20 protein-coding genes, 1 tRNA gene, 1 rRNA gene and 1 pseudogene are annotated in these 24,610 nt (G+C 44.8%); 15 read left to right on the top strand and 8 right to left on the bottom strand.

Translation table 11 applies throughout. From position 1 onward, the window contains the following. The first annotated feature begins 286 nt into the window (after nt 1-286). Together A3CY_RS0112550 and lysA are read left to right on the top strand one after the other, a co-directional pair. Entirely contained in the window at nt 287-1,606 is a 1,320-nt protein-coding gene (locus tag A3CY_RS0112550) for an aspartate kinase (RefSeq protein WP_018338268.1), read from the top strand. Nucleotides 1,607-1,639: 33 nt separating this feature from the next. Then, the gene (lysA, locus tag A3CY_RS0112545; protein WP_018338267.1) at nt 1,640-2,785 is read left to right on the top strand and encodes a diaminopimelate decarboxylase; all 1,146 of its coding nucleotides are present in this window, start codon (nt 1,640-1,642) and stop codon (nt 2,783-2,785) included. A 61-nt stretch (nt 2,786-2,846) separates the two neighbouring features. On the opposite strand, the gene floA is transcribed toward lysA, so the two are convergent. Both floA and A3CY_RS0112535 read right to left on the bottom strand, forming a co-directional pair. Then, nucleotides 2,847-3,833: a flotillin-like protein FloA gene (gene floA / locus A3CY_RS0112540; RefSeq protein ID WP_018338266.1), complete on the bottom strand. Its 987-nt coding sequence runs from the start codon at nt 3,831-3,833 to the stop codon at nt 2,847-2,849. Between the two features lie 3 nt (nt 3,834-3,836). After that, on the bottom strand, nt 3,837-4,304 hold the full coding sequence (locus A3CY_RS0112535) for an NfeD family protein (RefSeq protein ID WP_018338265.1): 468 nt from the start codon (nt 4,302-4,304) through the stop codon (nt 3,837-3,839). 296 nt (nt 4,305-4,600) lie between these two features. On the opposite strand from A3CY_RS0112535, the gene A3CY_RS0112530 reads away from it, so the two are divergent. The 3 genes and pseudogenes from A3CY_RS0112530 to A3CY_RS0112520 all read left to right on the top strand — a co-directional run bounded on the left by A3CY_RS0112530 (nt 4,601) and on the right by A3CY_RS0112520 (nt 10,245). Continuing rightward, entirely contained in the window at nt 4,601-5,521 is a 921-nt protein-coding gene (locus A3CY_RS0112530; RefSeq protein ID WP_018338264.1) for an Rpn family recombination-promoting nuclease/putative transposase, read from the top strand. A gap of 740 nt (nt 5,522-6,261) precedes the next feature. After that, nucleotides 6,262-9,516, top strand: a pseudogene (locus A3CY_RS23315) (PL29 family lyase N-terminal domain-containing protein); the annotation flags it as partial. Between the two features lie 69 nt (nt 9,517-9,585). Further along, complete coding sequence (locus A3CY_RS0112520) at nt 9,586-10,245, top strand: hypothetical protein (RefSeq protein WP_240388158.1); 660 nt, start codon at nt 9,586-9,588, stop codon at nt 10,243-10,245. 40 nt (nt 10,246-10,285) lie between these two features. On the opposite strand, the gene A3CY_RS0112515 is transcribed toward A3CY_RS0112520, so the two are convergent. The 3 genes from A3CY_RS0112515 to A3CY_RS0112505 are packed head-to-tail and all read right to left on the bottom strand — an operon-like array spanning nt 10,286 to nt 12,466. Further along, nucleotides 10,286-11,281 carry an AAA family ATPase gene (locus A3CY_RS0112515; RefSeq protein ID WP_018338261.1) on the bottom strand — a complete coding sequence of 332 codons (996 nt, stop codon included), beginning with the start codon at nt 11,279-11,281 and terminating at the stop codon, nt 10,286-10,288. A 15-nt stretch (nt 11,282-11,296) separates the two neighbouring features. Next, the gene (locus A3CY_RS0112510) at nt 11,297-11,656 is read right to left on the bottom strand and encodes a hypothetical protein (protein ID WP_040371770.1); all 360 of its coding nucleotides are present in this window, start codon (nt 11,654-11,656) and stop codon (nt 11,297-11,299) included. A 45-nt stretch (nt 11,657-11,701) separates the two neighbouring features. Further along, the gene (locus tag A3CY_RS0112505; RefSeq protein ID WP_071595997.1) at nt 11,702-12,466 is read right to left on the bottom strand and encodes an AAA family ATPase; all 765 of its coding nucleotides are present in this window, start codon (nt 12,464-12,466) and stop codon (nt 11,702-11,704) included. 283 nt (nt 12,467-12,749) lie between these two features. Between A3CY_RS0112505 and A3CY_RS0112500 the strand changes: the two genes are divergently transcribed. From A3CY_RS0112500 to A3CY_RS0112455, 9 genes are all read left to right on the top strand, one after another. Further along, a complete protein-coding gene (locus A3CY_RS0112500; RefSeq protein ID WP_018338258.1) occupies nt 12,750-13,388 on the top strand; it encodes a DUF6266 family protein in 639 nt (212 codons plus the stop codon). A 157-nt stretch (nt 13,389-13,545) separates the two neighbouring features. Then, the gene (locus A3CY_RS0112495) at nt 13,546-14,205 is read left to right on the top strand and encodes a hypothetical protein (RefSeq protein WP_018338257.1); all 660 of its coding nucleotides are present in this window, start codon (nt 13,546-13,548) and stop codon (nt 14,203-14,205) included. A 166-nt stretch (nt 14,206-14,371) separates the two neighbouring features. Beyond that, the gene (folE, locus tag A3CY_RS0112485; RefSeq protein WP_018338255.1) at nt 14,372-14,998 is read left to right on the top strand and encodes a GTP cyclohydrolase I FolE; all 627 of its coding nucleotides are present in this window, start codon (nt 14,372-14,374) and stop codon (nt 14,996-14,998) included. Between the two features lie 18 nt (nt 14,999-15,016). Then, nucleotides 15,017-15,892 (top strand): ACP S-malonyltransferase, encoded by an 876-nt coding sequence (gene fabD, locus A3CY_RS0112480; RefSeq protein ID WP_018338254.1) that lies wholly within the window; start codon nt 15,017-15,019, stop codon nt 15,890-15,892. Nucleotides 15,893-16,059: 167 nt separating this feature from the next. Continuing rightward, a complete protein-coding gene (locus A3CY_RS0112475) occupies nt 16,060-18,120 on the top strand; it encodes an HD family phosphohydrolase (RefSeq protein WP_231932253.1) in 2,061 nt (686 codons plus the stop codon). A 17-nt stretch (nt 18,121-18,137) separates the two neighbouring features. Next, on the top strand, nt 18,138-19,169 hold the full coding sequence (locus A3CY_RS0112470) for a LacI family DNA-binding transcriptional regulator (RefSeq protein ID WP_018338252.1): 1,032 nt from the start codon (nt 18,138-18,140) through the stop codon (nt 19,167-19,169). Nucleotides 19,170-19,301: 132 nt separating this feature from the next. After that, nucleotides 19,302-20,228, top strand: coding sequence for an ATP-binding cassette domain-containing protein (locus A3CY_RS0112465; protein WP_018338251.1), 927 nt, complete (start codon nt 19,302-19,304; stop codon nt 20,226-20,228). 3 nt (nt 20,229-20,231) lie between these two features. Further along, nucleotides 20,232-20,954 carry an ABC transporter permease gene (locus tag A3CY_RS0112460; protein WP_018338250.1) on the top strand — a complete coding sequence of 241 codons (723 nt, stop codon included), beginning with the start codon at nt 20,232-20,234 and terminating at the stop codon, nt 20,952-20,954. A 13-nt stretch (nt 20,955-20,967) separates the two neighbouring features. Then, the gene (locus A3CY_RS0112455) at nt 20,968-22,467 is read left to right on the top strand and encodes a GldG family protein (protein WP_018338249.1); all 1,500 of its coding nucleotides are present in this window, start codon (nt 20,968-20,970) and stop codon (nt 22,465-22,467) included. Nucleotides 22,468-22,474: 7 nt separating this feature from the next. Here A3CY_RS0112455 and dapA read toward each other — a convergent pair whose 3' ends face one another. Together dapA and A3CY_RS0112445 are read right to left on the bottom strand one after the other, a co-directional pair. Continuing rightward, the gene (gene dapA / locus A3CY_RS0112450; protein ID WP_018338248.1) at nt 22,475-23,350 is read right to left on the bottom strand and encodes a 4-hydroxy-tetrahydrodipicolinate synthase; all 876 of its coding nucleotides are present in this window, start codon (nt 23,348-23,350) and stop codon (nt 22,475-22,477) included. 1 nt (nt 23,351) lies between these two features. Further along, nucleotides 23,352-23,870 (bottom strand): DUF6913 domain-containing protein, encoded by a 519-nt coding sequence (locus A3CY_RS0112445; protein WP_018338247.1) that lies wholly within the window; start codon nt 23,868-23,870, stop codon nt 23,352-23,354. Nucleotides 23,871-24,034: 164 nt separating this feature from the next. Here A3CY_RS0112445 and A3CY_RS0112440 point away from each other — a divergent pair. After that, nucleotides 24,035-24,107 (top strand) — tRNA-Arg (locus A3CY_RS0112440). A gap of 245 nt (nt 24,108-24,352) precedes the next feature. On the opposite strand, the gene rrf is transcribed toward A3CY_RS0112440, so the two are convergent. Next, nucleotides 24,353-24,463 (bottom strand): 5S ribosomal RNA (gene rrf, locus A3CY_RS0112435). Nucleotides 24,464-24,610: the final 147 nt, after the last annotated feature.

Raw genomic sequence — 24,610 nt, 5'->3', positions numbered from 1 at the left:
GAAGCCACCTGAGGGAACGGCGTTAAAAAAATTAACGCCGTTCCCTCAATCGTTAATATCTTAACAAGCACTTGTTTTTTCAAATTCATTGTGCAATATTTGCATCGTGAAAAACACAAAAGCAGAATGATGAACCAAAGTATAAATAAATATAAACACATGATGTGCATGCAAAGGCTCTTTGCAGGCTAACGTACTGTTGTGAAAAAAACTGACGAAAAAGCCTGTGTGAATACACGGGCTTTTTTTATGTGACAAAATGAACGATAAAACTAAAATAAGACTTATGAATGTATTAAAATTTGGAGGCACCTCTGTCGGTAGCGCACCACGAATCAAAGAAGTAGCAAAACTCATCTCGAACGATCAACCCAAAATCGTAGTACTCTCCGCTATGGCAGGAACTACCAACACATTGGTTGACATCACCAATTACCTGTATCGAAACGATCGCCAGGAAGCCCTGACCACGATACAAAACCTGGAACTCGACTACCTGATGACCATCAGCGAACTCTATGATACGGAAGCCTACAAGCACAAAGGCCAAGAATTCGTGCAAACGATCTTCACGTACCTCCGTTCCTTCGTCAATAAAGATTTTTATCCCCTGCAAGAAAAAGCCGTGGTGGCACAAGGAGAAATCATCTCCACCACCCTCACGCACTTCTACTTGCAGGAGCAAGGCATCCCCTCCACGTTACTCTCCGCTCTTGATTTCATGCGTATTGATAAAGATTGCGAGCCGGATTATTTCTACATCGAGCAAAACTTGAAACGCCTGCTCTCCAACCCTGCCACGGAACGCATCATCATCACCCAGGGATTCATCTGCCGGAACGCCTACGGCGAAATCGACAACCTGAAAAGAGGGGGAAGCGACTATTCCGCCGCCCTTATCGGTGCTGCCATCAAAGCCAACGAAATCCAGATATGGACAGACATCGACGGCGTGCACAACAGCGATCCCCGTTACGTGAAAAACACGAAACCCCTTCGCAGCCTGTCTTTCGACGAGGCAGCAGAACTCGCTTACTTCGGGGCAAAAATACTACACCCATCCAGCGTGCAGCCCGCCAAGAAAGCAAATATCCCTGTCCGCATGAAAAATACCATGAACCCGGACGACGAGGGCACCCTGATCACCAAGGAAAGCCCCGTGCGAAACTTTAAGGCTGTTGCCGCGAAAGACGGTATCACCGCCATAAAAGTAAAATCCAGCAATATGCTCTTGGCATACGGTTTTGTCCGGAAAGTATTCGAGATATTCGAGGCATGGAAAACCCCGATCGACATGATCGCCACCTCGGAAGTCGCTATTTCACTGACCATCGACAACACCTGCCACCTGGAAGACATCAAGAAAGATCTGACCAAATACGGCACGATCGAAGTCGAGGAAAACTTATCGATCATCTGCATCGTCGGCGACTGCTCCATCAACAACTACGGCTTAGCAGCCAAAGCCCTCACCGCCTTGCAAGACGTTCCGCTACACATGATCTCGTACGGGGCAAGCGAACACAGCATCTCCCTGCTTGTTAAACAGGAAGACAAACAACGCGCACTGGAAGCCCTTAGCGAGAGATTGCTGAATGAAGAGTAAACGAGTCCTTTAAGCCTATAAATCAAATTGAAAATGAATATAGAAACCATCAAAACATTCCAATCTTTAAAGACACCTTTCTATTATTACGATACCGCGCTCTTGCGGGCAACCCTCCAAGTGGCGGCACAAGAAGCAGAGCACCATGGCTTTCACCTGCACTATGCCATTAAAGCGAATGCCAACCCGAAAATACTGGAAATCATCCAAGGCTATGGCATCGGGGCAGATTGCGTCAGCGGCAACGAAGTTGCCCGAGCCACGGAATGCGGTTTCCCTGCCAATCGTATCGTCTATGCCGGGGTGGGCAAAAGCGACGAAGAAATCCGGCTAGCACTGAAACAGGAAATATTCTGTTTCAACTGTGAATCCCTACCGGAAATTGAAGTCATCAACGCCATCGCCGGGGAACTAGGCAAGAAAGCATCCGTCGCCCTTCGCGTAAACCCGAACGTGGACGCCCACACCCACCATTACATCACGACCGGGATCGAGGAAAACAAATTCGGGTTCTACCTCTACGACTTGGATCACGCCATTGCTGCCAGCCGGAACATGGAAAACATTAACCTGATCGGCTTGCATTTCCACATCGGCTCCCAGATCACCGACCTCACCGTGTTCCGGGGACTTTGCCTGCGAGTGAACGAGATACAGGCACGCCTCAAAGAGCAGGGTATCCTCCTCCCCCATATCAACTTCGGCGGAGGCTTGGGCATCAATTACGATTGTCCCACCTGCGGCTTGATCCCCGACTTCGCCTCTTATTTCCAGGTGTTCGCGGACTTCTTCGAAGCCCAACCGGGGCAACAGCTGCACTTTGAACTCGGACGTTCACTCGTCGGGCAATGCGGCTCTCTAATCTCCCGTGTCCTGTACGTCAAAGAAGGAAAACACAAGAAATTCGTGATACTCGATGCCGGCATGAACGACCTCCTGCGTCCCGCCCTTTACCAGGCATTCCACCGCATCGAAAACCTCACTTCCGTACAACCGCACGAGAAATACGACATCGTGGGACCCATCTGCGAATCCTCCGACTGTTTCGGCAAAGACCGTGACCTTCCCGCCACCCGCCGGGGCGACCTCCTCGCCATCCGCTCCTGTGGAGCCTACGGCGAGGTCATGGCTTCCCGGTATAATCTAAGAGAATTACCAGGTTCTTACTTTTCGGAATAAAAAATGAAGAGGTTGTGTCAAAACGCTGGCACAACCTCTTATAAAAATCTGAATCTACCTCTTATTTCTGCGTATTCTTTTTATCGTTCGGCTTAGCAATAGACTCACGCATACTGGTATCCGCCTCGATATTCTTCATTTTATAGTAATCCATAACACCGAGATTACCATTACGGAAAGCTTCAGCCATAGCACGAGGCACCTCGGCTTCCGCCTCGATTACCCGGGCGCGCATTTCTTGCGCCAAAGCCTTCATCTCGTGTTCCGTGGCGACAGCCATCGCACGACGCTCCTCGGCTTTTGCCTGGGCGATCTTCAAATCAGCCTCAGCCTGATCGGTTTGCAACTCGGCCCCGATATTCTTACCGATGTCAATATCGGCGATATCAATAGACAAAATCTCGAAAGCGGTACCGGAATCCAATCCCTTGTTCAACACCACCTTAGAAATAGAGTCCGGATTCTCCAACACTTCCTTGTGCGAACCGGCAGAACCGATAGACGACACGATTCCCTCGCCCACACGAGCCAAAATAGTTTCTTCCCCGGCACCACCGACCAACTGGCGGATATTCGCCCGCACGGTAACCCGCGCTTTAGCGATCAACTGGATTCCGTCCTTTGCCACCGCGGCAACGGGAGGAGTATTAATCACTTTCGGGTTCACGCTCATTTGCACCGCTTCGAACACGTCACGACCAGCCAAGTCAACCGCCGTGGCAATCTGGAAAGTCAAATCAATATTCGCTTTAGAAGCCGACACGAGGGCGTGCACCACCTGTGCCACGTGACCACCTGCCAGATAATGGGCTTCCAGAAGATCGCGATAAAGTTCCAAACCGGCTTTCTTCCCCTCGATCATGGCTCGCACGATAATAGTAGGAGGCACTTTTCTCCAACGCATCAACACGAGTTGCAACAAAGATACTTTCACGTCGGAAACCAACGCTTGAAACCACAATCCGATCGGAATAAAATAGAGTATCATCCAAAGCAGGAATAATCCCCCCGCGATGACCGCTACCAGAAAAAACAAACTATTATCCATCCTTTATTCTGTTTTTAATTTAACAATTATCTTATTTTTATACACCTTCACTACTACTACTTCCCGGTTCTCCTCCACGTACCCCGAGCGGGATTCCGCTTCCACCACGCTATCCCCGATCCGCACTTTCCCCATCGGAGCCAAACGCCCTTGCGCCACCCCGACATCACCTTCTTTGATCGAATCGTCGACACCTTCCACGGTACTATCAATCTGGCTATTCAATTGCATCCGCCTCCATGTCTTCGAGCGCAAAGCATACCACGTCACCCCGAACCCGCAAATCGCCGTCCCGAGCAAGGTAAAATGCCCCACGGTCGTGCCCATGGTGGAATAAGCCACGTAAATCGCTACCGCCACACAACCGATGCCAAGTATCCCGGCTACATTCACCCCGGGAAACACGAGAAACTCTAGAATCAACAGGACAAAACCTATCGCGATGAGCATGAATAACACGAACCACTCCATATTCAATATTTTTTGCTAAAGATACATTTTTTCGAGAAATATACACGCGTTATCACGCTGAAAAATTCAATATTTCTCCTTCCCTTCTCTTACCCTTCCGGCAAACATCTATCGATCAACTATTGATCATTTATCCATCATCTATTGTATTCGGGAATAGATGATGGATAAATGCCCGGCAATTCATCCCCTCGTGCCAGCCGGAAGGGCAAGAGAAGTGTACAAGAATAATATCACGATTAACGTGAATGTTCCAAAAAAATAATAACTTTGTGAGATTACTAATTGTTCGCATTATGGAATTACACGACAGGTACATACGATTTGACTGGGCCATCAAACGTCTACTCAGGAACAAAGCGAATTTCGGGGTACTCGAAGGGCTTTTAACCGTGTTGCTCAACAAAGAGATCCACATTATAGAGATTCTCGAGAGCGAGAGCAATCAACGACACGAGGATGACAAGTTTAACCGGGTCGACATCAAGGCACGCGACAACGAGGACGAGATTATCATTGTCGAGGTGCAGGTTACCCGCGAACTATACTATCTCGAGCGTATCCTTTACGGGGTTGCCAAGGCGATTACCGAGCACATCGAGCTAGGGCATATTTACTCGGAAGTGAAAAAAGTGTATTCTATCAGTATACTTTATTTTGACATTGGCAAGGGGGACGACTATCTCTATCACGGACAAAATTCATTCGTGGGAGTACACACCGGAGATTTATTACAGATCACAACGAAAGAAAAAGATACCATCACCCGGAGGCTTCCCTCGGAGATATTCCCCGAGTACATTCTCATCCGGCTAAACGAGTTTGACAAGGTAGCGGTAACCCCTCTGGAAGAGTGGCTCGATTACCTGAAAAACGGGCATATCCGTCCTGACACGCAAGCCCCGGGATTAGCGGAAGCCCGACAAAAATTAATCTATTACAACATGGACAAAGCAGAACGGGAAGCCTACGACCGCCATGTAGATGCCATCATGATCCAAAACGACGTGTTAGGCACGGCAAAGCTGGAAGGATTGATTGAGGGAAGAGCGGAAGGTAGAGCCGAGGGAAGGGCGGAAGGAAAGGCGGAAGGAAGAGCCGAGGGAAGAGCGGAAGGTCTTATGGAAGTAGCCCGCAATCTAAAAAAAATAGGCATACCTATTAATACTATCGTGGAAAGTACCGGGCTAACCATCGAAGAGATTAATAACCTGTGATATTCCCAATTGCCCACCCGACCGTGGCGAATGATGTAAAAACCGAAGGGTTGCCGAAAGTTGCCGGCAACCCTTCGGTTATATAATTTTTTTTCTATAGAAGATTTTTTCTACTAAACATTCGATAACATTTTTCAATAATACAAATATATTCCAACACCCCTCTCGCTCTTTCTATCAAAGCAAATTTCGACATTCGCCTTTCGCAAAGCTAAAATAGGTTAGCCTAAATTCTTTTTATTCTAACGTTTATTGTAAATTTGTGATGCGGTCACCCCCGTGAGTGTTTGTAAAATGCTAATTATTCTTTATATTTGTGAGTCGTTTAGAGAAATCGAAACGAAGACATTTTAATGAAAAGCGTTTAGTTTTATCCTTGTTTTGAAAATCGCCAGTTTTTATGCAGGAGGATAAACGGTACAAACGCTCATGCTTGCCATATATACAATTCTGTTTATATAATGGGCTAGCGTGGGGTGACTGTTTATTTCTGCAAAGGTGTTTGGCGATACCTCAAAACGGATAAACTGAGAGTTCCCACGCTATTTCTTTTATAGTAATTTACCTTCAGGGAATCGGGGTTACAAAAGTATGGTTGTATGTGGAATTTATTTACTCGTTTTTTCAAGTGCCGGCACTTGATATGGCTCTCGATCCTATGCGTTGCTTTCGCGGGATGCAACGATGATTTCGATGACAGTGAGTTACGCGACCAAATCGCGGATTTAGACGGGAGGCTCACCTCCCTCGAAAAGTTGTGCGCACAGATGAACACGAACATCTCGTCCATGCAGACGATCGTCAACGCGCTGCAGCAAAATGATTACATCACGGGAGTTACCCCCATCATGGAAGGAGGCAACACCATCGGATACACGATCACGTTCATGAAAAACAAACCGATCACCATCTATCACGGGAAAGACGGGAAAAAAGGAGAAGATGGCATTACCCCACGATTCAAAATTGAAAGCGGCAGGTGGATGGTATCACGGGATAATGGCAGCACATGGGAGGATGCCGGACAAGCCACGGGCGATCAAGGATTACCGGGTGTGGCAGGCATCACACCCAAATTAAAGATAGAAAACGGCAGATGGCTGATCTCGTGGGACAATGGCGCCTCGTGGGAAGATGTAGGACAAGCTACCGGAGATCAAGGGCAACAAGGGGCAGCAGGCATCACACCACAATTCAAAATCGAATTCGGGAACTGGTTCGTTTCCTTTGACCACGGGACAAACTGGAGCCTCCTAGGGCAAGCTACCGGAGATAAAGGGGAAGATGGAATAACTCCTGTTATCGGGATAAAACAAGACACGGATGGTATCTATTACTGGACATTGAATGGCACTTGGCTTTTGGATGACAATAACCAAAAAGTCAAGGCAGAAGGAACTGACGGTGCTTCGGGAGAAGGCGGGACTCCAGGCACCCCGGGGAAAGACGGCGTCACTCCTCTTTTAAGAATAGAAAACGCTTACTGGGAAGTATCTTACGATAACGGCACAACTTGGCAAACATTATGGCGAGCAACCGGTCCACAGGGGGAAAAAGGCGAACAAGGCATTCCGGGAAAAGATGGTGATTCTATGTTCAGCGACGTGGACTACACGAGCAGCAATGAATACGTCGTCTTCACACTCTCCGACGGTGAGCAGTTGAAAATCCCGACATGGTACGCTTTCGAGGAATTAAGAACAAAATGCAACCAAATGAACACGAATATTTCCTCGTTGCAAAGCATCGTAACCGCATTAGAAAAAAACGATTACGTCACGTCCATCACACCCTTGATGGAAGAAGGGAAAGCTATCGGGTACACGATTAGTTTTTCCAAAAGTCCGGCAATCGTTATCTATCACGGAAAAGATGGTCAAGACGGAGCCCCGGGAGAAGAAGGAATCCCCGGTCAGGATGGAACAACACCAATCATAGGCGTGCAGAAAGATTCTGATGGCATTTATTACTGGACATTAAATGGCGATTGGCTCTTAGATAGCTCTAGTAATAAAATCAAAGCGCAAGGAATTGACGGGAAGGATGGGGAAGATGGCACACCAGGAGAAGACGGCAATGATGGTACTCCAGGCGCATCGGGACAAAACGGAATTACCCCTCAATTGAAAATTGAAGAAGGCTACTGGTATGTATCGTACGAAGAAAGCGTATGGCAAAAATTAGGACCAAGCACAGCCGGTGGCGATAATGCATTTTTCGAGGACGTGACGGAAGACGAAGATTATGTACACATGACTTTAGGTAGTGGAACCCAAATTTCCATTCCCAAATATAAACCGCTTTCTATTACATTCAGTGTGACAAACAACATTCAAGTACTTCCAAATAAAACTTATACAATTACGTATACATTAAACGGTTCGGACTTAAAAACCGAAATAAAAGCCTTAGCACAAGACGGATTTCGTGCAGTAGTAAAATCGATTGACCACACACAAGGTGTCATTGAAATCACAACTCCCGCAACAATCTTAAACAGCGAAGTACTAATATTCATCTCCGACGGGAAAGGGTATACAACAATGAGATACATTAATTTTGTAGAAGGAGTTATGAATATTACAACAAAAAGTTTCACTGTTGAATATGGTGGAGGGGAAGTTACTGTTAACTTCCAGTCAAACATAGACTATACAGTGAAAATTCCCACAGAAGCACAAAAATGGTTAAGTATATCTGCTTCAAGCAGATATACTGAAATAAATCCTTATTTTATTCGATTTAAGGTAGAACCCAATAGTACAACAAATGGACCTCGGTCTGCAATTGTAAATATAGTTGATGAATTAAACACTATAATTGAAACAATTTCAATACACCAAAGAGGTGGAAGAACTCTAGTTATACAAATCCCATCTGATAAAACTCTTGAACAATCTATCACCCAAGATATCCGCACGATTGATGAATTAATTATTGCAGGTTCATTAACCCCTGAAGACTACGCCTTTATACAAACAATACCCAACTTGAATTCAGTTGATTTAAGTGGCATCACAAACACGGAAATACCTGAACGAGCATTTTACCGGAGCAAGGTCACCTCTGTTAAAATGCCGAATACAATAAAAACAATCGGTTCTTATGCATTTTATGAAAGCAAGATCACATCGCTAATCCTTCCCTATTCTTTAGAGCGCATAGAGGATCATGCATTTTCCAGTATCAAAGTAAAAGAAAATCTCATTATTCCAGAAACAACGATATTCATTGGTGAAAGTGCTTTTTCCAGTGCTTTTTTTGGATACGATTACAATAATGAACCCAAGTTTAACGGGACTCTAACGTTGGGAAGCAATTTAAAAGAAATAGGAGCACGTGCTTTTTGGGGGTGTAGGCTACTAGGTGATTTAATTATTCCTAATTCCGTACAAAAATTAGGAGAAAGTGCTTTTGAATGGGCCATGTACTTTTCAGGTTTATTAAAAATAGGAAACGGACTAACTACGATTCCAGCAAAAGCATTTAGTCATTGCCACGGTATAAAAGACCTCTCTATTGGTGAAAATGTAGCCGGTATTGGCGATGAGGCATTTCTAGGTTTGACTGGATGCACAGGAAATTTAGTCATTCCTGACAAAGTCGGAACTATCGGATTGAGAGCTTTTATGAATGGAAGTTTCACCGGATATTTACATCTCGGTCCAAATGTTCATACGATAAAAGAAGACGCTTTTGTACTCACACACAGCTACAATTCTGATGGGATTACCAATGAAGTTAAAGCTATGAATTTCTCTTATATAGAATTCAATCGTATTGCTCCTACAGATATGTTTATTTCCAAGGTCAGAGATGGAGAGTATAATTCTTTTGGATGTGCCAAACCCTACAATGACCCTGACAATGGAAAATATTCTTTGACAGGTACATTCCCTTCTGTATTATATATTCCAGAGGATGCTCGACCTAACTATATAATGGCACCTGGCTGGAAATATTTTACTATTATTACTAAAACATTCGCACAATAAAGCCAACAAAAAATGACAATCATGCAACAAGAAAGATTACTACAAATTTGGAATAAATACAAAGGCCAAATGACGTCCGAGGAGCTGAACACGATCCTCGAGCGGGGCATTTGCTACTCGAAGATAGAGAAGGCGCACCGGATTCTGGTGACGGGGATGAACCCGTCGTTCCGGCAGGGAGATCCGGCACGGGAGAATTTCGTGTGCGAGTACGAGTATCAAAGAATCGTGGAAGGCGGGGAAGACCGTTATTTTTTGGCTTTCGACAAGCTTTTTCCGGAAGCGTACAAGCGGGAAGTGGCGTACATGGATTTACTGAATTTCCGGGAAACGGATCAGAATACCGTGTGGAAGTTCTGCAAAGACCCGAAAGGGCTTGAATTCGTTGCCGAGAATTTGCGGTTGAACCAGCTTTTCATCGAGCAAGTGGTACGTCCACGCCTAATCATGGTAAAAAATAGAGGATCATGGTGTTTCTGGGGAAAGGAAACAAAGGCGAATGAAAACATCTGGATGGGATACCGCCTTGAACACTTGGAATCACTCCCTTGCGGTGATCTCTGCCGCATCACGGGGTTGATAGACCACACGGGGCGGGTGAGCCACGATTGCCTGTTGGAAACGAACTTGAAAGGCACGCTGGTGTTGTTCACAAACCATTTCCAATATTGCGCCACGGAGAAATTGCCCACGCCGGAATTGCTCGCACGGCTGTGCGGGATGATGTAAAATAACGAGGGGTTGCCGGACACTTTCGGCAACCCTCCGTTTATAACACGTTACTATTCAACCACAGGCGAAACAACGGATCGATTATCCGATATTTCGCCCCTCTTTGGTTTTTCACCCCTCTCTCCACGATTTTTTGATCTGTCATCATTTTCAAATACGGAGATATTTGCCCGTTCTCTTGTCCTGTCATTTCCCTGATTTCTTTCAATGCCAACCCCTCGTCCGCCATCGCCAATACCGACAGCAAGCGCTGAATTTGAATGACAAACGCATCATATTTGGCTTGATAATAGAGGTGAAAACAGTCGACCAATTTTTCCAAATCCACGTCAGCATTCGCGGATGATGCCACGATACCGGACACGACGAGCAAGGAACGTATGGTCCTTGGCACATACTCCCAAAGGCGGGTAAAACGCCCCCGCTCAACGTCTTGTCCCAACACGGAATCAATTGCACGCTCACCGACAGGACGGATATACAAAATCTTGAAACCGTCGAAAAAGGCAGACTTGTAGTCCGTGAAAAACGAGGAAACCTCATTGGCTGTAGCGATCAACACGGGTGCCCCGGCTTTGTTCAGCTTGCCCCTTAAATTGTAATGCTCGGCGTCATCCGTTCGCTGGAAATAATACTGGATATTATCAACAAACAAAACAATCCGACAAGCATGGTGAGCCTGCCACGAGATGAGATCATCGAAAACATTTCCAGACGAAGTGGCGAGATTCAAGCGTTTCGCACAACGCATCCAAATATCCTCGGAAGAAAACAACGCCTTGGCATCCATCAATACAGGGAATAAAGCTAAACGCTTATCTTTTTCGATAGCGTTCAATAATCTTTTAAGAAGATAGGTTTTACCGCTCCCGGGCTCCCCTATCACCAGATAGGGCTGTGCCGTCTTTTCGGTACCCTCTTTAGAGAGATAGTCGGAAATCGAAGAAAAAATATCCTCGTTAACCGCGATCGCTTGTTTCGCATCCCACGCGTAAAACCGCGGCGTCTGGTATAATATACTCATCTTTCGCATACTCATATTTTACACTCATTGAACAAAGGTGTTGAACCAATAATCTCTCAACAACGGGGAGCGGAATACCCGAACAGCCTCCTTTTTCATGATATAGCCATCGTTTTCCAACATTCTCAATACTTTACTCAACAGATAATCCATGTCCTCGACTCGCGAACTCTCTTGCCCGGTCATCAACATGTTCAGCAAAGTTTCACGACTTAACCCGGATGGATTGAAAGAGAGAGATTTCAAAATCTGCCGTGCCGGTATTTCCAATTCGCCATACTCGACCAATCTTTCGGACCATGTCGTCAAATAATTCTCTGAAACCAACTTATTGTACGCGATATCTATACTTTCCGTGGTCATCGCTTTCTCTTCATCATACAACTCGAGCAGTTTAGCGAATATAATCTGGATAAAATAAGGGATATTCTATAATAACTTATTCAACGTGTAATCAATTAACACATCATCCATACTCATTTGTTCGGAAGCACACAATTGTTGCAACAACCCGTGCGCCTCTTCACGAGTCAATTCATCCAAACTAAACTCGGTCAAATCATTTATAGTGTACCCCAAATCAAGATTAGACGTGAAATTACGAAGACCGACAGAACCACAAAATAACCAACGCACTTTCGTCCGGCTTATTTGTCGCAGACTTCTCAACCAATTCAAAATAAACGCCACCTTCTCCTGCCCACCCGAAGCCTTGCTAAGAATGCCAAGGAATAACGTCAACTCGTCAATCACGATAAAGGTGTCTTGCTCGTGATTTATCAACTCCTTCAAATTCTTGTAAAGTTCCTCCCGCTCCTCGTTTCGATTGAATTTTATATCTACAGGTCCTATCGATATTTTTTCAACACCTTCAAATAAAACCGTTAAACCTTTCGAAATCCCTGTTGTAATTTGTTTCCAAACACCACTTTTAGCAAAAGCCGCCACGACCATACGAAGAAAACCTTCTTCCGTAGCAACTTCCTCAAGATCGATATACACGCACTTCCAACTCTCGTACATTTTTTCAGCAATCAATCGCTTCGCCAATGAAGATTTACCAATACGACGCGGCGCCGATAACAATAATGAATGTCCTGAATCTAACAATTTGTTAGCGTGACGTATCTCTCTCGTTCTCCCCAAAAAATCCGTCCCCTCAACCGGAGGCCCTATTCTATTTGAAATACACATAGTTATCACTTAATTAAACTTACTGACAAATATACAAGATTTCTTATCTACTAATTCCCCAAAATGCACGTTCAATTCCACAATTAACCACCTATCTACCTGTATATTACAAAATATTTTTAACTCCCCTGCATTTTTTCTCTCGCAAAAGTGCAAATCTCACCTCTCGTGTAGTAAGATACCACACGTAAAGGTGAAACTTCAGGAAGAAGCCAAAGCCTTACCTCTCATCCAAGCGAGTTGGAGGGAGAATATTTTAATTAATTTCTAAATTAATAGAACTATGGCAAAAATTACTCCAGATCCAATAGCTAACTATTGGGGGCGTATTGGTAAGATCTCTTACTACATACGCGAATGCGAGAACATGGCTCGCAAAAGTTCATCTGCCGGAAAAGCTTCCGATTCCCCGGTAGCCGTTGCACAACGAATGAAGTTCGGAAGGTTGATTAAACTATCCCGGGAACTTGCCCCGGCAATCAAACTCGGGTTTCCCCAACACAAGAGAGGACAATCGTCGGCAAACACCTTCATGTCCCTAAACAAGGGGATTTGCACGGTGGAAGGCGATACCGTAACCGTGGACTACGAACAATTGCAATGCGCGCAAGGATCGCTCACGGAACCGGACATCACCGCCACGTACAACGCTTCGACTTCAAAAATCGTGTTCGAGAACACGAGCATGGAAGACGTCGCGTATTGTAATGCGGACGACAAAACGTACGGGGTGCTGGTGAACACCCTACGAGGCGGATGCCGGGTGATTCCTCTTCGCGAACGAGGGGAAAGCGGTTCGACAAGCGCCACTCTCCCGGCAAAGTGGGAAAAAGAACACGTGAAAGTGTACGTTTTCGCCACAAGTGCGAACGGGAAAATGGCTTCTCCATCTGTCTGCATCACGTTGGCAGAAGAGGCTTAACGCTAGAGAGGGGGGATCCCCCCCCTCTAGTTTATAAAGTTCATAAAGTTGAACCTCCGGTTCCTAAAGTTTATAAAGTTTCAAATATCACAAGATTATGGTTCATCATATTATCACCACTTTATATCTCATTGTCAAATATTTAAATTATTGTATTATGAAAGTAAAAGATTTTATCAACGGGCTATTTCAAGGAAGACACAACAACCTTATTTTCTACACGAGGGGCGACGAAACGTATGTCCGGCGGTATGCCATTCCCGGTAAAAAACGGAAATGGGAAATCGAGGGACGCAGTCCCAAGCAGCGCGCCGTGGCGATACGCTTCAAGGCGGTACAAGTTTTTTACATGACGTTCGCCAAACAGGTGTCGCCCGAGATCTGGCGCATAGCGGCAAAAGCAAAGGGACGATATGCCTCGAACATGTTTTTCTCGAAGAATTTTCACTGCTTCGGGGATGAAGGGGAAATCGTCGATTTCGAGAATTTCAAGTTCACAGCAGGGGCTTTACCTCTCCCCTGGAATCTGGAAATAACCGGGGAAGGTCCTCTATTCAAGGTCACGTGGCAAGAAGAACGGACGTGGAAGACCGTGGCAGGAACAGACAGATTACAAATAGGGGTATTATACGACAACGATCCCCGTATACCCCGGGTCGCCATCCAGGTGAAAGGGAGACGCGGAGAGTTGCATGGAGAATTTGCCCTTGACGAATCCATCGGGAAAAAGGCGCACGTGTACATTTTCTTCCGCGACGAAACCGGCACCAAGTTCTCCGCCAGCCAACACGTTCACGTGGAAATAAATTCATTATAACATGAATAAAAACTCGATCCATGAAATTCCAACGGAAAATTTCCCGTTGGAATTTCCTTACTATTCCGGTTCCCGATTTTCAATTCTCGATTATTATATTTTACTTTGTACCGAATTTTTCATTACTGACACGAGTGATAAATCAAGCACATAAAAGAGAGTTTGAATGAAATACACGGAATTGGACGACAGCGAAGAATTCTACCGCAAAGTAGAATACTACAACAAAACAAAGACCGAACAATTAAGTTACCATTATAAAGAAATACTGAAACTGTTGGGCGAAGACCCCGACAGGGAAGGTTTGGTAAAAACTCCTTACCGCGTGGCAAAAGCCATGCAATTCATGACAAGGGGGTATCACGAGAACCCGGAGGAAATCCTGCGGTCGGCTCTCTTCAAAGAAGATTACCGCCAGATGGTTATCGTGAAAAACATCGAGATTTATTCCATGTGTGAACACCATATGCTACCCTTCATCGGGCAGGCTCACGTGGCGTATATCCCGAACGGGTACATCACCGGGCTAAGCAAAATAGCACGGGTAGTGGAAGCCTTTTCCAGAAGGCTGCAAGTACAGGAAAGATTGACAAACGACATAAAGAACTGCATCCAGAACACCCTCAACCCCTTGGGCGTTGCCGTGGTGATCGAAGCACAGCACATGTGCATGATGATGCGGGGTGTGCAAAAACAAAACTCGGTGACAACGACTTCCGACTTCAGCGGTGCGTTCGAGAAACTCGCCACGCGGGAGGAGTTTATCCGATTAATCAGTAACAAATTTCATTAAGAAATAAACAGAACGAGTATGAAAAAAGCATTTGTTTTCCCGGGACAGGGAGCCCAATTCGTGGGAATGGGTAAAGATTTATACGAAAACTCACCCGAGGCAAAAGAATTATTTGAGAAAGCGAACGAAATATTAGGATTCCGCATCACGGACTTGATGTTTAACGGAACCGACGAAGACTTGAAACAAACCAAGGTAACCCAGCCGGCAATATTCCTTCACTCCGTGATTTTAGCCAAATCACTGAACGAAAAACCGGATATGGTAGCCGGGCACTCGCTCGGGGAATTCTCCGCGCTCGTGGCGAATGGAGCACTTTCATTCGAAGACGGATTGCGCCTGGTACACGCCAGAGCTCTCGCCATGCAGAAAGCCTGCGAGGCAACTCCTTCCACGATGGCAGCCATCCTCGGGTTACCGGATGAAACAGTTGAAAACGTACTCGCCGAAATCGACGAAGTTGTCGTGGCAGCCAACTACAACTGTCCCGGACAAATCGTGATCTCCGGCTCCATGGAAGGCATCGCCACCGCTTGCGAAAAATTAAAAGCGGCAGGGGCTAAACGGGCTCTCCCGTTGAAAGTAGGTGGAGCGTTCCACTCTCCCCTCATGGAGCCCGCCCGGCAGGAATTGGCAGACGCGATCAAGAACACGCATTTCTCCAAGCCCTCTTGCCCGGTTTATCAAAACGTGAATGCGAAACCCGTGTCCGACCCGGAAGAGATCAAACAAAACCTAATCGACCAGTTGACGGCATCCGTGCGCTGGACTCAAACCGTGCAGAATATGCTGGCTGACGGGGCTTCTTCATTCCTTGAAATCGGTCCCGGAAACGTTCTTCAAGGCTTAATCAAAAAAGTAAGCTCCAACGTAGAAACCGCGGGAATACAATAAGCATTATTTGCCCATGGCAAATATTACTGGTTGCAGGTTAAACACGAACTTGTAACTTGCAGAGCCGAAGGCTCAACTTGTAACCTGCAACAATTTTAAAGCCTCCCGATAGGAGGCTTTAAAATTTTATTATATCTTTGAACAAAGATAATTCTATAACATCGGATATGCTAAGTAATAAAAATAAAAAGCATCGTACTATTCAACACGTGTTCAAAATCAGTACGATCGTTATTATCTGCGGTATAATCGTTTTGCTACTTCCCAAAATAGAGGGGTTCAAATATTCTTACCAAAAAGGAATGCCGTGGAAATACGAAACGTTGATCGCCCCCATTGACTTCCCGCTACACAAAAGTTCAGAAGAAATCACCGCCGAAATCGAAAAAATACGGGAAGAACAACCTCCCATTTTCAATTACACGGAAGGAAGTTCGGAAGTACAAATCAACAAATTCGCCGAGAAAATAAGCGAATATAAAACCACAAACAACGGGAACGACATCAACAAAATCGTCAACAAGTTGCGGGATATATACTCCCAAGGGATTCTTTTGATGCCGGAAAAATTGAACACCAACAAAATTAAAAACATATTGATCGTCAAGGACGGTATCGCCAGGGAAGAGAAATTCGCCAATGTTTACACGCTGAAACAAGCGTACGAAACCCTCGTTGAATACGTGAAAAGTCTGCATTTGGCGACATCGACAGAGGAAAAGATACTCAGCATGGGATTGAATAACTATATCAACCCGAACTTGGAATACGACCTCTCCAAAACAGCCCTAGCTGTCGAAAGCAGTATCAAAAACATCACGCCCACCCAAGGCATGGTGAACAAAGGGGATATCATTATCTCGAAAAACGATCTGGTCACGCCCGAGGTATATAAAGTATTGGAATCCTTCCGGATAGAACACGAGCAAAGTCTAGGTTCAACCGTGGACAGGATCAGAATCACCGCGGCTCAAACCATCCTGACACTGATAGCGATACTCAGCTTCTCGATATTTCTTTACATATCCCGGAAAAGATTGTTCTATAACACGAAAGACTTCTTTTTCCTGTACAGCATGTTCTTGTTGACGATAGCCGTTGGAAGTATCAGTTATTTCCAAAACATTAACATACTTGCCATTCCGGTCTTATTTTTCCCGATTATCGTGAATATACTGTTTGGCACACGCCCGGCGCTCTATTTGCTATTAGGAACCACCATGCTGATCTCGTACTATGCCCCGAACAACTACATGTACTTCTTCATGCAGATTTCGGCAGGCATCGTGGCAATGTTCAGCCTCTCCCACCTGCAACGCCGGTCACAACTATTCATCGCGCTAGCGTTGATATTCGTGACCTACGTGCTCGTTTACGGGGCATTCACGCTCATACAAGAAGGGACGTTCTCACCGAAACACTTCTTCGCGATACTCTTGTTGTTAATCAACACGGCATTATTAAGTTTGATATATCCCGCCCTATACCTCGTGGAAAAACTTTTCGGGTACACCTCGGAAATCAGTTTGTTGGAATTTTCCAACCCGAACCATCCCGTGCTACGTAACCTCACGAAAAAAGCACCGGGCACCTTCCAACATTCCCTCATGGTTGCCAACCTGGCGGAAGAAGCGATATATCATATCGGTGGCAGCCCGCTGTTGGCACGTACCGGGGCATTATACCACGACATTGGGAAGACCTACAACCCGATCATGTTCATCGAGAACCAAACGGGAGGACTCAACCCGCACAGTTCCCTGGATTTTGACGAGAGCGCCCAAATCATCATCGGACACGTCACCCAAGGTTTGGAACTTGCTAACAAATACAAGTTGCCGGAAGCAATCAAGAACTTTATTCGCACGCATCACGGCAAAAGCAAGGTGAAATATTTCTACTACTCATTCAAGAACAAGTACCCGGATCGGGAAATAGACGAATCGCTATTCACCTATCCCGGACCCGACCCGGTGAAAAAAGAATGCGCCGTGGTGATGATGGCAGATGCCGTGGAAGCCGCTTCCCGTGCGTTGGAAGTAAAGGACGAGGAAAACCTGACAAACCTGGTAAACAATCTTATTGACGGTATGCTCCAGGAAGGCAGATTCGCCAACGCGGACTTGACATTCAAGGATATTTCCACCGTGAAACGGGTATTCACCGAGATGTTGATAAACGTCTTCCATGCCCGGATAGCCTACCCGAAATTACAAAAAAAGTCGTGACCTAAACATATTCATATATGACAACACAAAAGCCAATAACGATCAAAGACATTGCCGAAAAACTAAAGATTTCAGTATCCACAGTTTCCCGCGCATTGAAAGACAATCATGAAATCAGCGCAAAAACCCGCAAGAAAGTGCAGGATTTAGCCAAGCAACTCGGGTATAGACCCAACCCACTTGCCGTCGCGCTGAAAACACACAAAAGCCACTCTATCGGGGTTATCGTGCCCCAGATCGTGAGTACGTTCTACGCCACCGTGGTAAAAACAATCGAGGAAGTTGCAGATGGTTACGGGTACAATGTTTTGGTTATCTCCTCGAACGAAAATTTCCAGAAAGAACAAAAGAGCGTGGATGTATTACTGGCAAACCGGGCAGACGGCATCATCATGGCATTATCCCATGAAACAAAAGAATTCGACCACGTGAAACAGATCCAAGAATCCGGAATCCCCGTGGTTCTATTCGATCGTACAACAAGCTCCGTCGAGGGAGTATCGAGAGTTGTCACGGATGGGGTAACTGCCGCATTTCAAGCAATCCAACACCTTATATCGGTAGGCTGCAAGAAAATAGCCATTCTAACCGGACCGGAGCAAATCACAATTGGCGGGAATCGTATGAAAGGATACCTGAAAGCACTGGAAACCAACAACATCCCGACAAAAGAAAGCTATATCCGTCACTGCCCGGACTTCACCGTGCAAGCCGGTAAAGAAGCTACACTACAAATACTCGAAATGAGAGAAAGACCGGACGCCATATTTGGCATCACGGACGACCTGGCAATCGGGGCTATCGAAGCCATAAAAGAAAAAGGATACAATATCCCGGAAGACATTGCCGTGGTTGGATTCTCGAACACGAAACGTTCCCGGTACATGAATCCCACGGTAAGCTCTATCAACCAATTCCCGGAAAAGATTGGAAAAACCGCGGCAGAATTACTGTTCGAGCAAATCACGAACAGCAGGCACGCCAGGGTAAGAAAAGAGGTCGTCAATTGCGAATTGATCGTGAGAGAATCCTCCGACAAACATAATTAAATTATAACGGGTTCAAATGTAAAAACTTAACACCATTGATTAAAACGTTGTTAATTACTCGGTTAAAGATTATTAAAGCGGCAAATCATAGGTTTGAATGACTATTTTTGTAGAAATAAATAACAGCAGCCCATGGACGTCATTGTGGAAAAATTAAAAAAGTCTTTCGAGGGACATATTGCCGTGGATTCCATCTCTTTCAAAGCAAAGAGAGGAGAAATTCTTGGGCTATTAGGTCCTAACGGGGCAGGCAAAACAACCACGATGCAGATACTATCCGGGTACCTCTTGCCCGATCGAGGGAACATTAATTTCGGCGATTATTCCATCTGGAAACAAGCGGGCAAGATCAAAAAAGTTATTGGATACCTCCCGGAACACAATCCGCTGTACTCGGAAATGAACGTCATCGAGTTTTTGTTTTTCATCGGGAAGCTCCAGGATATCCCGAAATACAAAATGACGTCACGGGTTCTTGACATGATCCGCTTGTGTGGATTGGATAACGAAAAACACAAGAAGATACACGAACTGTCCAAAGGGTATCGACAACGCGTGGGAATAGCTCAAGCGCTCATCCACGACCCGGAAGTGGTTATCCTCGATGAACCGACGACAGGACTCGATCCGAACCAGATTTTCGGCATCCGGAAAATCATCAAAACCATCGGGCAGGACAAAACCGTGATCCTAAGTTCTCACATTCTATCCGAGATAGAAACCACTTGCGATCAGGTAATGATCATGAGCAACGGCAAAATCGTGGCAAACGGCACAACATCCGAACTTCGTAGGAAATCCGACTCGGACTACAGCCTGAAACTAGGAATCAAGGGTGACAGCATCCCCGTCATTCACGATGCGTTATGCTCGCTTCCGAATGTTTTACACGTGGAGCTCATTCAGGAGCAAAACTTCGAGCTCCAATGTAAACCTGAAGTAGAAATTGAAAGAACTATTTTTGACCTTTGTCGGGAACACAATTGGTATATCAGCGAACTGACTCCCGTGCAGACTAGGTTGGAAGATATATTTCGCGAAGTCACTCAAAACGAATAATTCATGAGCGCAGTTAATGTCATCATAGATAAAGAATTAAAGGTCGCTTTCAACTCATTGGCGACCTACATCATCTACACGGTTTTCTTTTGTATCACCGGATTCATTTGCTGGTTCTCGTGGAAAAACGTGTTCTATTCCGGACAAGCCTCCTTGAACTACTTGTTTAACGTGTTCTACTGGACGCTCTTTTTAATGATTCCCGTTCTCACCATGAAAAGCATATCAGATGAACGGAAAGACGGAACTTTCGAACTTTTGTTCACGAAACCGATCAAACCATGGCAATTCCTTTGTGGCAAATTCTTCGCGATACTCCTGCAAATCATATTTTGCCTGGTGTTGACACTACCCTACTATATCACGCTGACTTCTCTCGGGCACGTGGATCACGCCGCCGGAATTTGTGGCTACCTGGGATTAATTTTGGTCAGCGGTTGCTATATCAGCATGGGAATATTCGCATCATCATTGACTTCGAATACCGTCGTCGCCTTCTTCCTATCCTTTGCTATCGGGATCTGGTTCCAATTCCTTTTCGAATTTATTGCAGAATTATTCAACTCCGGTTTCTTGGCAGCTTTTTTCACGTATCTATCCATGGGAGAACACTTCGATGCCATACCCCGCGGGGTAATTGACACCAAAGACTTTGTATATTTTATCAGTATTACAACCATATTCCTTGCCTTGGCAAGGTACTTTATCAGTAGAACCCGAGCTTAATATTTGCCCCGTGATGAAAAACAGATTTATATACAACCCCACTTTCCTGATTTTATCACTCGTTGCGATAAATATTATCTCCTATTTTGTCTTTATCAGAATAGACCTCACGAGCAATAAGAAATATTCCTTGAGCCCCGTGAGTAAAAACATGGTAAAGAATATCGACAAGGATGTCACCGTGACCCTCTTCATGTCTGAAGGGCTTTCCCAGGATAAAATGAAAATGGGACGGGAATTCAAACATTTATTGAAAGAATACAAAACACTTAGTAACAAGGCATTCACTATCAACACCATTGTCCCGGACAACGATTCGAAAAAACTTCTTGCTCTTGAATCCGGCATACACCCCTTCCTACAAGAAAGCACGGAAAAGGATATGGCAAAAATTCAAAAAATCTACTTTGGAGCTGTTATACAAATCGATAATAAAAGATCGGTTATCCCGATTATCAGCCAGCATACCCCATTCGAATACGAAGTCACCCGTATGCTAAAAGAAGCATGCGACACCACAAAACCGACCATCGGTTTCTTACGGGGACACAATGAAACATTACTAGATAATATCAAACAAATCAGGCATGAACTTTCCCGGAATGCACATGTAGAACCTATGCTCATTGACCCGTTCATCGACCTGAACGAATACAAGGTGATCTGTATCGTGGGACCGAAAGACACTTATAGCAAGGAGGAAATAAAGCAACTTCAACAATACCTGAAACAAGGAGGAAGATTATTCATTGCCTTACACCATGCCATAGGACAAATCACCACGAACCAAAATAACGGTTTCATCAATCGTGTCGGTCTTGAGGATATGTTACAAGAATTTGGGCTTAAAATCAATTACGATTTCGTGGTAGACAACTATTGTGGACGGATTCGGGTACAATCACCAGGACCTTTTTTCCGGTATCATGACGAACTTACATTTCCGTACATGCCTACTATTCAAAAATTTAGCTCTCACGTGATAACAAACGGGTTGAATGCCATCTCCCTACTATTCGCGAGCAGTATCACCACCGTGAAAACCACATCTTCTTATACTTTTACCTCATTAGCAAGGACTTCCCCAATATCCGGGGTTCAAGAAGTACCCGTGTTCTTTGATCTTCAAAAAACATGGACAAAACATGACTACAATCGTCCCAACAGCACCGTGGCAGCCTTGTTGAATAATGAAGATGATAAAAGTGCCATTATTGTCGTTTCAAACGCCAGTTTCATGGAAGACAACGATTATGACGCACTTCTGCTGGATAACATCAGGTTTGCCATAAACTCTATCGAATGGTTGGCAGATGATTCCGGTTTAATCAAACTCAGGAACAAATACATCGTGAACCAAACTTTGGAACCGGTAAGCAATTCTTACCGGACATTCCTGAAGTATTTCAACTTCTTCTTACCGATCGTGATTATTTTGGGAATCGCACTATTTCAATACCGACGTTACAAGATCAAACGGCTAAGACGTTCCCAGGCAGGATATATCGATTAGGTGATTATTACTCACCTGATCGTTTAAACTTCTGGTATAAAGTATCGCTAACCTCACACAAAGGAGCCCGTAGTCTTTGACTGGCAATAACACCTTTCACGTGTAAAGCTGCCTTTACTCCTGCTGGATTTCCCTCTTCAAAAAGTGCCTTGAACATCTCCCCCAATTTCAAGTGGATATCCTTTGCCTCCCTGAATTCTCCTTCCAAAGCCAAATGCACCATAGAAGTAAACTCGTGTGGCATTACATTCGCAATTACCGATATTACCCCGCTTCCTCCAATAGAAACCAGTGGCAGAGCTATCCCATCGTCGCCAGACAAGAAAATAAAATTCTCAGGCATCCCGGCTATAATAGATGTAGCCTGTTCAAAATTTCCAGAAGCTTCTTTGATAGCAATAATATTCTCAAAATCATGAGCCAGCCGCAGAGTGATCGCTGCCGTCATGTTCACGGAAGTACGCCCCGGGACATTATACAAGATTACAGGTAGGGGAGAATGCTCGGCAATAGCCTTAAAATGATTGTAAAGCCCCTGCTGGGAAGGTTTGTTATAATAAGGAGTAACGCTCAATATTGCATCCCCCTGCTTCAAATAAGGCAATGTGGCAAGCTCCTGCACCACCTGAGCCGTATTATTTCCCCCAACTCCCAGAACGATTGGCAGTCGTCCGGCATTCTCTTCCACGATCACGCCCACGACATAAGCTCTTTCCTCTGCCGTCATCGTCGCAGCCTCGGAGGTTGTACCCAAAGCCACCAGATAATCGACACCACCGTCTATCACGTAATTTACCAAGTTCCTTAAAGAACTCTCATCTATATTTCCTATTTCGTCAAACGGGGTGACCAAAGCAACTCCTACTCCCGAAAACTTTTTCATTTCAATACGTATTTATCTTTGTGAATAACTTGAATAAACGATCAATAAAAATGTCTACACGCTGAACGTTAGCAAAAACAATATCATGCTCTATCCCTTCCCTAGGCATACCAACTTTACAAGCAGTCTTTGCGTATCGTACGATATAATCCCCCAAAACGTCTGGCTTCACGGATAAGTCGATAAATAATCCGTCTTTTCTCTCTAGCAATTCCTTCAATTTCATATCTCGGAATTTTCCTCCATAGAAAATAGAAGCTTCATCGGTATATAAGACCTTCTCCACACGTTCAAACACAGATTTAGACTGCCGTATAAAAGAAAGCAAGTAGACATTCATATGCTTTGCCAATAGTTTCTGGATTCGTTCTATTTCTGTCCAAGAAACATCTTCAGCTATCCAAAACAATGTACATTCCTTTACTGCCTCTAAATTCTGGAACGCCAATATCCTCTCGTCTTTGACGACCATATTTTTGATATGATGCTTCTTGAGTCTTTCTGTTATGTATTTAAGCATATTCTTTATCTGTACTTGAACAACCTAACACAAAAGTAGTAATAAAAACTATACGCACCTCCCTTTGTTATTTTTCAAACATAAAAAAAAGTATTTGAAAAAAAAGCTCTAAACTCTTGCATAAACAAAGAACATTCTCTACCTTTGCCACGCAAAATAAACAAGGACTCGTAGCTTAATGGATAGAGCACTTGGTTACGGCCCAAGAGGTTGTGGGTTCGACTCCCGCCGAGTTCACAAAAATCCCTTGAAAGACATCTTTCGAGGGATTTTTTGTATCTACACTCCTTATCAGCATTGCCGACTTCTCCTCTATAAACAGAAGAAAAGCTAGTGTCAAAATAAAGCGTCGGAACAAACAGAGAAATCATCAAATCAAAAGATCGGATTGTATTGGGATATATTTTAAAGAGGTGCTTTTTTAGAGCAAGAATTAAAATTCAAACAAAAAAGAGCGAGTCATTTGAACTCGCTCTCTCTAAATTTGGCATCGACCTACTCTCCCACCTTTCGGCAGTACCATCGGCGCTAACGGGCTTAACTTCTCTGTTCGGGATGGGAAGAGGTGGATCACCGTCGCTATAGACACCGTTTAATACCATTCAAAGTCGTTTCCAACTCACGTCACTCCAGCGTGGCACTCTTGCCAACCGTGACAAATATCTTTAAAGTCCATTATTCATTCATGCCTTCAAGCGATTGTTTTGACAATCGCTTGGAACGTTAATCGAATCATCTCA

Source organism: Butyricimonas synergistica DSM 23225 (assembly GCF_000379665.1).
GTDB classification, from domain to species: Bacteria; Bacteroidota; Bacteroidia; order Bacteroidales; family Marinifilaceae; genus Butyricimonas; species Butyricimonas synergistica.
Note: the sequence above shows the minus strand (reverse complement) of the source record. Positions and strands in the feature narration are given on the sequence as shown.